We start from the raw sequence: 12698 nt of genomic DNA, 5'->3' as shown, positions 1-12698 counted from the left end.
TGCAAAGCGCCGGCCAACGCGAAAGCGATGCCTACAAGGCGCAAATGGCAATAGGCTCCGACAGCAATTCAGCTGCCACGTTTATCGGAAGCCCAGGAAGCTCAGTATCGCAATCACGATAACGACTGCTCCGATGAGCCAGATTATGTTGTTCACCGTATCTCTCCCGAATTAGTTGCTGGGAGTGAACTCGTAAGAGCCTACTAATGTTCCCGCATTTTCTGCGTCGAAACAAATGGCGGCCATCGCTTCGTCGATTGCCAGACCAAGGTCCGAACAGGGTATGACTGAAGTCCTGACGTCGGAGCCATAGGCCTGAAGGCGGGCAACCTATGCCCTCCCGATACATTGGAACCGGGCTGCCGAGCATGAGTCCCTTCATCGGTGGTCAATCGGGTGCCCGCCATTCCTGAGAGGTTAGCGGGCACCCGATTGTCGTGACACCGCCAACGGCGTGCGTTTCAACAGCGAGGCTAACAGTGACCTTTGTCCAGAGATCAGTGCGTGACGGCGCAACCCGACCCGCAAACGACAACGACAGTCCTGCGGAAGTTTCTTCCGTTCTTGACCTCATACCATCGGCTGACGACGACAAGGTCACTGAGCTTGTCAGGCGAACAGAGCGCCTGGCAATCGCAGTGGTTATCGGAATCGCGGTTCTGCTGATCTTGGCGCCGGTGGTTTACCTTGCACTTTCTTACGGGATCTGAGACGGCCCGACCTATGGGATCTGAAATGGCCTGATTGGTCTGGTAAATCTCACAAATTGTGCCGACGTTCTTCCTCGCAAGACGGGTGTTTCCCGTCACAGATCAGGAGATCGAACGCGACGACATAGAAGGGTCCTGTGCAGCGCTCCTTTGTCGAGTGGCGTAACCCTGGTGGTCGGCTTGAAAGAGCGCCTTTACCAGAAGTTGCCAACAGGAGCTGCTGTCGCAACTTCTTCTTTCGATACGCCGTGTTGCACGGGAGCAGCCGTCACTGATCGCGCCCGTGGACCGACGACGCTACTCGGAACCAAAGGGATGGGACGCGGTTATCCCCGCGAAGGGATAATTAGCAGGTGGAGATATTACAATGAAAACAATGATCGTGAGCGCCTTGGCGCTGTTCATTGCCATGCCGACGATAGCTCCGGCAGCCGAAGCTGACGTGGTCATCACGACCCACCATCGACATCATCACAGGAGCGTAAAGGTCATCAATGACCAGGGTCAACGCCTTCATCACCGCAGACACGGCACGGTTGCCTTCTACGACCACGGCCGCAGACATCATCGCCGGGATACGGTCATCGTGACCGGCTCGATCGAGCGCAGCCATCATCGCTATTATCGACATCATCGGCATCATCCCGTCGTCATCCAGGACGACAACGATTACTGATCCTCTCCGCACGGCCCCGGCTCTGTCAACGGAGTCGGGGTCGCGTGGGAGTCAGATAGCTCCTGACGGCAGCCATCGATAAGGTCGGTAAATCATTGATTCCAAAGGCATGTGATTTGGCTGGGGCGCCAGGATTCGAACCTGGGAATGTCGGTACCAAAAACCGATGCCTTACCACTTGGCGACGCCCCAGCAAACGAGCTTTGCCCGCTGCGCGCGGCCTTATAGGACGAGCGGCACGAAAGCTCAATGCCGAGTTGGCCACTGTGCAAAACTGAGCCACCGCTTCGCGCGGGGACGCGCTATTCGCCCCAGACCGCCAACTCGTTGCCAGCGGGATCGGTGAAATGGAACCGCCTGCCGCCCGGGAACGAGAATATCGGCTTGACGATCGTGCCGCCGGCGCTTTCGACAACGTCGAGCGTTGCTTCCAGATCCTGCGAATAGAGCACCGGCAATGGTTTCGCCGTAGCCTCGGCTGCATCGGCCTGGAAGCCGCCATCGAGCCCTTCGCCGAAGGCCGAATAGGTCGGCCCGTAATCGGTGAACGACCACGAGAAGGCGGCGCTGTAGAAAGCCTTGACGCTGTCCAGCGTCGCGCCGGTCGCGGGCAGTTCGAGATAGTCGAGTTTTCCGTTGAGTTTCATCACGCTGCTCCCAACTTGTTCCCTATATGTTCTATATCCTGGGCAGCGATCCGGCAAGTCTTTTCGACGCAGCTTTTGCTTAATCGATTGTAGTCGCCGGGCTTCGCTGCCACACCTTGCCTTTCGCACTGCAGCATAATAACGCTCGGGTCGCGGGGGAACCGGGTCTTGGCCCCGGTGTTCTATCTTCCGAGGACTTGGAGGGCGAGCATGACCAAATGGGTCTACACCTTCGGCGATGGCGCCGCGGAGGGACGTGCGGGCGACCGCAACCTTCTCGGCGGCAAGGGCGCGAATCTGGCCGAGATGTGCAGTCTTGGCCTGCCGGTGCCGCCGGGCTTCACCCTCACCACCGAAGTCTGCAACGCCTATTATGCCAACGGCAACAGCTATCCGGCCGCGTTGAAGGCCGACGTCGTCAAGGCGCTGGACCATATCGGGCAACTGACCGGGCGCCGTTTCGGCGATCCGTCGAAGCTGCTTCTGGTCTCGGTCCGCTCCGGGGCCAGGGCCTCGATGCCGGGCATGATGGACACCGTGCTCAATCTCGGCCTCAATGACGAGACGGTCGAGGCGCTGGCAGCCGATTCCGGCGATGCCCGCTTTGCCTATGACAGCTACCGCCGCTTCATCCAGATGTATTCCGATGTCGTCATGGGTCTCGACCACGAAGTGTTCGAGGAAATCCTGGAGGACCAGAAGGCGAGCCTCGGCCACGAGCTCGACACCGAACTGACAGCGCAGGAATGGCAGAGCGTCATCGCCCTCTACAAGGCCAAGGTCGAGGAGGAGCTCGACAGGCCGTTTCCGCAGGACCCGCACGAGCAGCTGTGGGGGGCGATCGGCGCGGTGTTTTCCAGCTGGATGAACAACCGCGCCATCACCTACCGGCGTCTGCACGATATCCCGGAAAGCTGGGGCACGGCGGTCAATGTCCAGGCCATGGTGTTCGGCAATATGGGCGAGACGTCAGCCACCGGCGTCGCCTTCACCCGCAACCCCTCGACCGGCGAAAAGATGCTCTATGGCGAGTTCCTGGTGAACGCGCAGGGCGAGGATGTCGTGGCCGGCATCCGCACGCCGCAAAACATCACCGAGGCGGCGCGCATTGCCGCTGGCTCCGACAAGCCGTCGCTGCAGAAACTGATGCCGGACGCGTTTCGCTCCTTCGTCGACATCTCCGACCGCCTGGAACAGCACTACCGCGATATGCAGGACCTCGAATTCACCATCGAGCGCGGCAAATTGTGGATGCTGCAGACGCGTTCCGGCAAACGCACCGCCAAGGCGGCGCTGAAGATCGCCGTCGAAATGGCGCGCGACAAGCTGATCACGACGGAGGAGGCGGTCGCCCGCATCGATCCGGCCTCGCTCGATCAGCTGTTGCATCCGACCATCGACCCCAAGGCCGCGCGCGATGTCATCGGCGTCGGCCTGCCGGCTTCTCCGGGCGCGGCGACCGGCGAGATTGTTTTCTCCTCGGGCGATGCCGAGGATCTGAAGACGCAAGGTCGCAACGCAATCCTGGTGCGCATCGAAACCAGCCCCGAAGACATTCACGGCATGCATGCTTCGGAAGGCATCCTGACCACGCGCGGCGGCATGACCAGCCACGCCGCCGTGGTCGCGCGCGGCATGGGCAAGCCTTGCGTTTCGGGCGCCGGCTCGCTGCGTGTCGACTACAAGGCCGGCACGCTGATGTCGATGGGCCAGACCTTCCGCAAGGGCGACATCATCACCATCGATGGCAGCAACGGCCAGGTGCTGAAGGGCGCCGTGTCGATGCTGCAGCCGGAACTGTCGGGCGATTTCGCCGCCATCATGGAATGGGCCGATGCGGTGCGCCGCATGAAGGTGCGCACCAATGCCGAGACGCCGCTCGATGCGCGCATGGCGCGCTCCTTCGGCGCCGAAGGCATCGGCCTCTGCCGCACCGAGCACATGTTCTTCGACGGCGAGCGTATCGTCGCTATGCGCGAGATGATCCTGGCCGATACCGAGAAGGACCGCCGCACCGCACTTGCCAAGCTGTTGCCGATGCAGCGCTCGGATTTCCTCGAACTGTTCGAGATTATGGCCGGCCTGCCGGTGACGATCCGGCTGCTCGATCCGCCGCTGCACGAATTCCTGCCCAAGACGGAAGCGGAGGTGGCGGAGGTCGCCGCCGCCATGAACGTCTCGCCCGACAAGCTCAGGCAGCGCACAGAAGCCCTGCACGAGTTCAACCCGATGCTCGGCCATCGCGGCTGCCGTCTCGCCGTCTCCTATCCCGAGATTGCCGAGATGCAGGCGCGTGCCATCTTCGAGGCAGCCGTCGAGGCCGGCAAGAAAGCCGGCGCGCTGGTCGTTCCCGAGATCATGGTGCCGCTGGTCGGCCTGGTGAAGGAGCTCGACTACGTCAAGGCGCGCATCGATGCGGTCGCCAAGGCTGTCATGGACGAGACCGGCGTCAAGATCGACTATCTCACCGGCACGATGATCGAGCTTCCGCGCGCGGCGATCCGCGCCCACGTCATCGCCGCTACGGCCGAGTTCTTCTCCTTCGGCACCAACGATCTCACCCAGACCACTTTCGGCATCTCGCGCGACGACGCAGCATCCTTCCTCGAGACCTATCGGCAGAAAGGTATCATCGAGCAGGACCCGTTCGTCTCGCTCGACATCGAGGGCGTCGGCGAACTGGTGCGCATGGCTGCCGAGAAGGGCAGGGCGACGCGGCCCGACATCAAGCTCGGCATATGCGGCGAACATGGCGGCGATCCGGCCTCGATCCGCTTCTGCGAAGAGGTCGGCCTCGACTATGTCTCGTGCTCTCCCTACCGCGTGCCGATCGCAAGATTGGCCGCAGCCCAAGCCGCGGTGCAGATTGCCAAAACAGCAGTGCCGCGCCCCAAAAAGAGCGCCGCGGCATCCTGATTTCGACATAGTCCTTTCGGTATCGATGAAACGGCCACCCCTGCGTGGCCGTTTGGCGCTAAGCTTACGATTTTGTAAGCAAATTCACGCCGATGTGCGCGCCCCAACACGCAATCCCGACATCGTTTCTTCCCAATTTCACGGCCCCCCAACCCGCCCGGTGCCGAGAAAAAGATGTTACAGATTTCGCCCAGACCCTTCCGCTCGATCCTGATTATCCAGACCAAGTTCATCGGCGATGTTGTTCTGTCCTCCACGCTCGCCAAGAACCTGCAGCTCGAATATCCCGGTGTCAGGATCGTCTTTCTCTGCGAGGCGCGCCTCGCCAGTTTCGTCACCGCGCACGGCATCGCCGCCGAGGTCGTCAGCTTCCGCCGCGCCGCCATGCGCGGCACCCCGCTGGAGCGTGGACGCGAGCTCTATTCGATGATCAGCCAGCTGCGCCAATTCCGTTTCGACCTGACCATCGACCTCACCGATTCAAAGACATCGCGGCTCATCGTCAGGTTCCTCAACGCCAGCACCCGCATCGGCTACAATCCTCCGGAAAGGCCGCTGCGCTGGCATGAGCGCCAGCCCGCCAATGTCTTTGCCGAGCCGTTCGGTTTTGGCGAACGTCACTATCTCTACCGCTACCTTTCGCCGCTCGAGCCGCTCGGCGTCGGTCTGCGCGTGCGGGTGCCGTCGATTCGGCCATTGCCGATGGAGACGGCGAGGGCCCAGGCATTGCTGGACAAACACCATCTGCGGCCAAATGGCTTTATCGCGGTGCATGCCGGCGCCAGTTTTCACGGCCGGCGCTGGCAGCATGAACGCTTTGCCGCCGTGATCGACACGATTTCGCGCGAAACCGGACTGGATTTCGTACTCGTCGGCGGCCCTGACGAGCGCAAGCCGGCCGAGCAGATCCTCGCCAGTGCCGCGTCGATCGTCAACCTCGTCGGCGCGCTGTCGCTGGAAACGCTGCTGGCGGTGTTGCAGCAGGCGCGGCTGTTTGTCGGCAATGAGAGCGGCCCCATGCACATGGCAGCAGCGGCCGGAACGCCGGTTGTCGGCCTGTTCGGCCTGACCAGCCCGGCCGTCTGGGGACCGGTCGGCGTGCCCAGCCTCGCCTTGCAGCCATCCATGCCGTGCAATTGCGTGGCGGGCAGCCTGTGCAATCCGCTCGATCCCAGCAAGGCCTGCTGCGTCTGGCGCCTCGAGGTCGAACCGGTCGTCGCGGCCGTGCGCGAAGTCCTGTCACGCACGCATGTGGAACTGGAACACGCCGTCTGACGGTGCGCGGCGGTCACATTGTCTGGATATCAGCTTTCTCACGGCCACTATCCCGATTTCCGCCTTGTTGCGGGTCCTGGGATGCGGCTATGACAGCGCCGATTCTCAGACAAGACAGGCATCCCTTGCAAAAGCTGTTTTGCGCCTTGGCGCTATCTATCGTGGCCGTGTCCTCGGCCCAGGCCGCGCCGCTTGTCGAGCCGGCGCTGCATCTGAAGGCTGAGGACGGTAGCAGTGTCGGCCGCGTCGCGCTTACGCTCGACGCCTGCGGCGGGCAGACCGATACGAGGATCCTGTCGGCGCTGGTGGAGAACCGGATTCCGGCGACGATCTTCGTCACCGGTATCTGGCTGAAGCGCAACGCCGCCGCCGTCGAGATCATGCGCGCGCATCCGGACCTGTTCGAACTGGAAAACCATGGCGGCCATCACATCCCGGCCGTTGACACGCCGCGCAAGATCTACGGCATCCGCAGCGCCGGCAGCCCGGAAGCGGTGCAGGCCGAAGTCGAATCGGGCGCTGCCGCTCTCGCTGGCACCGGCGAGCCGGCGCCGAAATGGTTTCGCGGCGCGACCGCCGAATACAGCCCGTCGGCTATCGCCATGATCCGCAAGCTTGGCTTCAAGGTCGCCGGCTTTTCGATCAACGGCGATGGCGGCTCGTTGCTCGGCGCAACAGAAACTGCCCGGCGCATCGCCGCCGCCAAGGATGGCGATGTCATCATCGCCCACATCAACCAGCCGACCCACGCCGCCGGCGAGGGCGTCGTGCAAGGTCTGCTCGCGCTGAAGGCCAAGGGGCTGACGTTCGTGCGGCTGGATGACGCCGACGGTGTCGGCAACGACGGGACGACTGATTAGGATCAGGCGGCGGCAGGCAGTTTCATCGCCTTTGGACTGACGTCGCCGACGTTTGAGATTAGCCGAGGCCTCTGAGCTTCGTCATCCCAGGGTGAAACAGGAGCGAAGCTCCGTCGCGAAGACCCTGGGATGACGAAGCGAGCAACGGCGGCTTGAGTCGCTTGCTCAGGCCGGTGCTGCTTCGATCGTCACCCTGTCAGGATAGAAGGCGCCGTGGTCGCGAATCTCAGCCATTTCGTCGAACGGCTGCTCATAGCCCCACATTGCGTCCTTGCCGGTCTCGCCGGCCGGCAGCACGCTCCAGTAGCTGGCGTCGCCCTTGTAGGGGCAGTGGGTCGACAGGGTGGTTTTGCCGAGCTGGGTGAAGTCGATGTCTTCGAAGGGGATGTAGAATGCCTGGCGGTAGGGCGGTTCGGACAGAAGCTTCGCCCGCGTCGATGAGGCGATCACCGTATCGCCGGCACGCACGACCACGGTACCGCGATAGGGTTCGACGGTGATGACCTTGCCGGGATTGCTCTGAAAGCCGGGGGCGGGGTTGGCGATCTGGTCCATGCGGGGTTCTCCTTCTTCGATTGGGAGCACAGTCCGATTGAGAGCGTGCGGGATTGCTTCCCATGTCTCTAAAATGTGTCTGGAGAACCCGTTGCGCAAGCATTTGCCAGTAGGCCAGAGCTGGCCTTCCGATCATTAAAAACGATCCCGCGTGGAATGCTCAGGCTGCGGTCTTGAACACGTCCATGAGGCCGGCATAGGCCGCGGCAATACCGGCTACCGGGTTGGTGCTTCTTGACGTCGTCTCGACCTTCAGTGGGCCGCCGCCTGTCGGCAAGGTGAGCAGCAGGAACTGGCGATTGCCGCCGTCGCCGATCGATGCGGCGGCGACATGCTGGCCTTCGCCTTCGTTCTGGACGCACATTTTGAACAGCAGCGTGCCGCCGACCGCCTCAAGGGCGCCGCCGACCACCTCGACAAATTCGTCTTCGGAAACCTTTTTGGCCTCCGGCACGAGATCGGCCAGACTTGCGGCAAGCGTGTCTTCAAGCTCTTTGTCGTCGAGTTGAATATCGTCCAACTGCACGTCTTCGGCCCCGCTGTCAGCCAGCTGCCTGTCGTCGATCTGCCTGTCGTCGATCTGCCTGTCGTCGATCTGCTTGTCGTCGAGCTGCGTGTCCATGCGAACCTCTTTCAGTCGCCAATCCGCACCCCTACCCCGTTAACGAACCTTAACGTCGACGATGGCCGGATTGTGGCGGTTTTCCCCGCCTTTCGATCACTGCTTGCTTCAGCCGTTAACGGTTGGAGACGTCATGGCTGGACAATCCGTCCGTTCGTCCCACAATGGAACAAAAGACGGGAAAAACGAGGAAGCAATGGGAGGAACCAGATGCTCGGACTGATGCAGGAATGGCCGCTGCTCTGCCACAAGCTGATCGACAATGCCGAGCGGCAGCACGGGACGCGCGAGATCGTCTCGCGCTCGATCGAAGGTCCTGTCGTTCGCACCACCTATGCTGAAGTTCATCGCCGCGCGCTCAAGGTCGCTCAACGGTTGGAGCGCGATGGCTTTGTGCTCGGCGACCGCATCGCGACCCTGGCCTGGAACACGGCGCGCCACATAGAGGCCTGGTACGGCATCATGGGCATCGGCGCCATCTACCATACGCTTAACCCGCGTTTGTTCCCCGAGCAGATCGTCTGGATCATGAACAATGCGCAGGATAGAGGGATCTTCGTCGACCTGACCTTCATGCCGCTGCTGGAAAAGATCGCCGGCGCGGTCAAATCGCTGAAAAAGGTGATCGTCCTGACCGACAAGGCGCATCTGCCTGAAACGACGCTGCCGAATGTGGTTGCCTATGAGGACTGGTTGAACGAGGCCGATGGCGACTTCGCCTGGAAGGTTTTCGGCGAAAACACCGCAGCCGGCATGTGCTACACCTCCGGCACGACGGGCGATCCCAAAGGCGTGCTCTACAGCCACCGCTCGAATGTGCTGCATGCCATGATCGCCGCCATGCCCGACGCCATGGGCCTCTCCGCGCGGGACACGATCCTCCCCGTCGTGCCGATGTTTCATGCCAATGCCTGGGGCCTTGGCCAGAGCGCGCCGATGATCGGCGCCAAGCTGGTCATGCCCGGTTGCAAGATGGACGGCGCCTCGATCTACGAGCTGCTCGACACCGAGAAGGTGACCTTCAGCGCCGCCGTGCCGACCGTCTGGATGATGCTGCTGCAGCATCTGGAAGAGACCGGCAAGAAGCTTCCCTATCTCAGCAAAGTCGTCATCGGCGGCTCGTCCTGCCCGCGCGCCATCATCAGGAAATTCCAGGACAATTACGGTGTCGAAGTCATCCATGCCTGGGGCATGACCGAAATGTCGCCGCTCGGCACGCTGTGCACCATGAAGCCGCAGTATCAAGCGCTCGAGGGCGAGGACCGGCTCGATATCCAGGGCAAGCAGGGCTACCCGCCCTTCGGGGTCGAGATGAAGGTGACGGATGACGACGACAAGGAACTGCCTTGGGACGGCAAGACCTTCGGCCGGCTGAAGGTGCGCGGTCCAGCCGTCGCCAGCGCCTATTATGGCGGCGTCGGAGCCGAGCAGTTCGACAAGGACGGCTGGTTCGACACTGGCGATGTCGCCCATATCGATTCCGGCGGCTACATGCAGATCACCGATCGCGCCAAGGACGTCATCAAGTCGGGCGGCGAGTGGATATCGACCATCGACCTGGAGAACCTCGCCGTCGCCCATCCCGATGTCGCCGAGGCCGCGGCGATCGGCGTCCATCATTCGAAATGGGGCGAACGGCCCTTGCTGGTCGTGGTCGCCAAACCCGGCAAGGAGCCGAGCAAGGCCGATATATTGGCGTTCATGGACGGCAAGGTGGCGAAATGGTGGATGCCCGACGACGTCGCTTTCATCAGCGAAATCCCGCACACCGCCACCGGCAAGATCCAGAAGATCACCTTGCGCAAGCAGTTCAGCGACTACCGCCTGCCGACGGATTGATCGGGACCGTGCGATTCCTTGACCTTCAAGCTACCGGCGGCAAAAACGTTAGGGCAGGGGATGTTCAATTTGAGCATCCTTTGCTCTAAGCGTCTGTGCGGGTTGGGGCGGTGCTGAAGACAATGGAAATTGACGAGCGGCAGACATCGAAGGCGGCCGGCTGGTCGCGGCGCACGGGCGCTTTTGCCCTGGTCCTGCTGCTGACCGTGCTGGCCGGCCATCATTTCGAACTGGTCGAAACGCCGGCCTTCCTGTGGGTGCTGGCGATCGTCGCCCTGCTTGCCGCGTTCGCCTTGCTGTTTGCCGGCCTCGCTTTGTCCCGGCTGTGGCATTTCGGCGACCGTGGCGGCCGCGACCTCTCGGTCGGCGCCCTGCTGGCGCTGCTGGTGCTGACGCCCTACGGCTTTGCCACCTATTTGGCGGCGACCACGCCGCCCCTGAGGGACATCACGACGGACCTCGACAATCCGCCAGTGCTCGACACCAGCGACCGCACCAAGGACATGAACGTGCTCGCGCTGCCAACGCCGGGCGAAGCGCGCCTGCAGGCCGACGCCTATCCGCTGGTCACCGGGCATAGCTACAATCTGCCTTTCGAAACCGTCGTCGACGCCGTTGAAACCGTGCTCGACCGCCGCGATTGGCAACTTACTGCGCCATATCCGGTGACGGACGGTCAGGACGAGGTGACGATATCGGCCGTTGCCCGGAGCTTCGTGGTCGGCCTGCCCGCCGACGTCGCCATCCGGGTCAGCAATGACGGCGACACGATCGTCGTCGACATGCGCTCAGCCTCCCGCTACGGCCGCTACGACCTCGGCGACAACGCCGCGCGGATTGTGGAGTTTCTGGCCGAGCTCGACCGGGAGGTCGCGGGGCAGGTGGGTGCCGCGCCGGCTGAATAGTTCTCTACCCCACTGGCACAAAAACGCCGTCGATGGCCGGGTCACCCTGGGTAGCAACCAGGCCGCGCGCCACCAGGTCTTCGAGATGGGCAAGCACCGACAGGCCGGCGGCGCCATGCAGGCGTGGGTCGGTGTCCCGGTAGATAGCCTTGACCATGTCCGGGATCGTCCGGTCGCTGTCGCGGATCCGCTCGAGGATCGCCCGTTCGCGCATCTTGCGATGGGTCTTGAGGCCGCGCATGAAGCTGCGCGGCGCGGTCACCGGGCCGCCATGGCCGGGCAGCAGCAGGCGATCGCCGCGCGCGATCAGCCTGTCGAGCGAGGCCATGTAGTCGGCCATCCCTCCGTCCGGCGGCGCCACGATCGATGTCGCCCACGCCATCACATGGTCGGCTGAAAACAGGATGCCGGTGCCTTCGAGCGCAAATGCCGCGTGATTGGCGGTGTGGCCCGGCGTCAGCACCGTCCGGATCGTCCAGTCATCGCCCTCGACCAGCGCATTGTCGGGCAGCGCGATCTCCGGGACGAAAACCGTGTCGGCGCTGGCGTCGAGCGGGTTGATCTCGCCGATCCGCAGCGGCCTTGCCGGGCGGTGCGGGCCTTCGGCCAGTACAATAGCGCCGGTGTGCGCTTTCAGCCGGGCGGCCAGCGGAGAATGGTCGCGATGCGTGTGGCTGACGAAGATATGGCTGACCGGCCGGTTTGCGATCACCTTGAGCAGCGTCTGGAAATGCGCCTCGTCATCGGGGCCGGGATCGATCACCGCCAGCGTATCGCGCCCGACGATGTAGCTGTTGGTGCCGTGAAAGGTGAACGGGCTGGGGTTTTTGGCGGTGACGCGCAAGACGTCCGGCGCAACGGTGACGCCCTCGCCATAGGCCGGATCGAAGCTGGTGTCGAATTTGAGCGCCATGGCGGTGTCGTTGAATCTCTGTTCAGGAAGACGGCAAAACTGATTGCCGCATAACACGGAAGCCAATATAGAAAAACGCAAGGCCGCGATCTGCGGCAATCCGGATTGGGGAAGACCATGGCACTTGCAACGACGATGCGCCCGCTTGTTTCTCTCGCTTTGCCCCAGGAGGGCGCGCAGCGCCTGGCAACCCAGCTTTTGCTGGCGATCGCCGGAACGCTGCTTTTGACCCTGTCGGCCAAGACGAAAGTCGTGCTCGGGCCGGTCGACATCTCGATGCAGACGCTGGCCGTCCTGCTGATCGCCACCGCATTTGGCCTGCGGCTTGGCGTCGCTACCCTGCTTCTCTACATGGCCGAAGGCGCCATGGGCTTCCCGGTCTTCCAAAGCACGCCTGAAAAGGGCATCGGCATCGCCTACATGATCGGCGGCACCGGCGGTTATCTCGCCGGCTTCGTCGTCATGGCGGCCATTGTCGGCTGGGCCGCCGACCGCGGCTGGGACCGCCACCCGATCAAGTTGTTCAACGCCATGCTGGTCGCCGAAATCGTCATGATGGCCATGGGCTTTGCCTGGCTGGCCACCCTCATCGGCGTGGAAAAGGCGTGGCAGTTCGGCGTTTTGCCGTTCGTCCTCGGGGATTTGATCAAGGTTGCGCTCGCCGCCAGCCTGGTGCCGGCGGTATGGTCGCTGCTGCCCAAGCAGCCCTGAAACGGAGGCTTTTTCCACCGAACTTTACGTGAATAAAAGAGTGTAAAACCGGGGGTACGGCTTTTTGCG

11 protein-coding genes and 1 tRNA gene are annotated in these 12698 nt (G+C 62.6%); 7 read left to right on the top strand and 5 right to left on the bottom strand.

The features are described from left to right. Positions 1 to 1077 precede the first annotated feature (1077 nt). Positions 1078 to 1386 carry a hypothetical protein gene (locus X750_RS150265; protein ID WP_023670691.1) on the top strand — a complete coding sequence of 103 codons (309 nt, stop codon included), beginning with the start codon at positions 1078 to 1080 and terminating at the stop codon, positions 1384 to 1386. A gap of 117 nt (positions 1387 to 1503) precedes the next feature. Here the strand turns inward: X750_RS150265 and X750_RS150270 are convergent. Continuing rightward, positions 1504 to 1578: transfer RNA gene (locus X750_RS150270), tRNA-Gln, on the bottom strand. A 110-nt stretch (positions 1579 to 1688) separates the two neighbouring features. Further along, complete coding sequence (locus X750_RS150275; protein ID WP_023747536.1) at positions 1689 to 2033, bottom strand: VOC family protein; 345 nt, start codon at positions 2031 to 2033, stop codon at positions 1689 to 1691. Positions 2034 to 2243: 210 nt separating this feature from the next. Between X750_RS150275 and ppdK the strand changes: the two genes are divergently transcribed. The 3 genes from ppdK to X750_RS150290 all read left to right on the top strand — a co-directional run bounded on the left by ppdK (position 2244) and on the right by X750_RS150290 (position 7084). Then, positions 2244 to 4949 carry a pyruvate, phosphate dikinase gene (gene ppdK / locus X750_RS150280; RefSeq protein ID WP_023747535.1) on the top strand — a complete coding sequence of 902 codons (2706 nt, stop codon included), beginning with the start codon at positions 2244 to 2246 and terminating at the stop codon, positions 4947 to 4949. A 174-nt stretch (positions 4950 to 5123) separates the two neighbouring features. Further along, a complete protein-coding gene (locus X750_RS150285) occupies positions 5124 to 6224 on the top strand; it encodes a glycosyltransferase family 9 protein (protein WP_023747534.1) in 1101 nt (366 codons plus the stop codon). A gap of 89 nt (positions 6225 to 6313) precedes the next feature. Next, positions 6314 to 7084 (top strand): polysaccharide deacetylase family protein, encoded by a 771-nt coding sequence (locus X750_RS150290; protein ID WP_050588131.1) that lies wholly within the window; start codon positions 6314 to 6316, stop codon positions 7082 to 7084. A gap of 165 nt (positions 7085 to 7249) precedes the next feature. On the opposite strand, the gene X750_RS150295 is transcribed toward X750_RS150290, so the two are convergent. Both X750_RS150295 and X750_RS150300 read right to left on the bottom strand, forming a co-directional pair. Next, positions 7250 to 7639: a DUF427 domain-containing protein gene (locus X750_RS150295; protein ID WP_023731365.1), complete on the bottom strand. Its 390-nt coding sequence runs from the start codon at positions 7637 to 7639 to the stop codon at positions 7250 to 7252. Positions 7640 to 7799: 160 nt separating this feature from the next. Beyond that, positions 7800 to 8159, bottom strand: a complete 360-nt coding sequence (locus X750_RS150300; RefSeq protein ID WP_023670697.1) for a hypothetical protein — start codon at positions 8157 to 8159, stop codon at positions 7800 to 7802. A gap of 312 nt (positions 8160 to 8471) precedes the next feature. Here X750_RS150300 and X750_RS150305 point away from each other — a divergent pair, with 312 nt between their 5' ends. Both X750_RS150305 and X750_RS150310 read left to right on the top strand, forming a co-directional pair. Then, the gene (locus X750_RS150305; RefSeq protein WP_023747532.1) at positions 8472 to 10100 is read left to right on the top strand and encodes a fatty-acid--CoA ligase; all 1629 of its coding nucleotides are present in this window, start codon (positions 8472 to 8474) and stop codon (positions 10098 to 10100) included. A 122-nt stretch (positions 10101 to 10222) separates the two neighbouring features. Further along, positions 10223 to 11005 carry a DUF1499 domain-containing protein gene (locus tag X750_RS150310; protein ID WP_023747531.1) on the top strand — a complete coding sequence of 261 codons (783 nt, stop codon included), beginning with the start codon at positions 10223 to 10225 and terminating at the stop codon, positions 11003 to 11005. Positions 11006 to 11009: 4 nt separating this feature from the next. Here X750_RS150310 and X750_RS150315 read toward each other — a convergent pair whose 3' ends face one another. Beyond that, entirely contained in the window at positions 11010 to 11918 is a 909-nt protein-coding gene (locus X750_RS150315; protein WP_023747530.1) for an MBL fold metallo-hydrolase, read from the bottom strand. A 117-nt stretch (positions 11919 to 12035) separates the two neighbouring features. Between X750_RS150315 and X750_RS150320 the strand changes: the two genes are divergently transcribed. Continuing rightward, positions 12036 to 12629: a biotin transporter BioY gene (locus X750_RS150320; RefSeq protein WP_023705510.1), complete on the top strand. Its 594-nt coding sequence runs from the start codon at positions 12036 to 12038 to the stop codon at positions 12627 to 12629. Positions 12630 to 12698: the final 69 nt, after the last annotated feature.

The sequence above is a fragment of the Mesorhizobium sp. LNJC391B00 genome, from assembly GCF_000502535.1.
In the GTDB taxonomy this organism is placed as follows: Bacteria; Pseudomonadota; Alphaproteobacteria; order Rhizobiales; family Rhizobiaceae; genus Mesorhizobium.
Note: the sequence above shows the minus strand (reverse complement) of the source record. Positions and strands in the feature narration are given on the sequence as shown.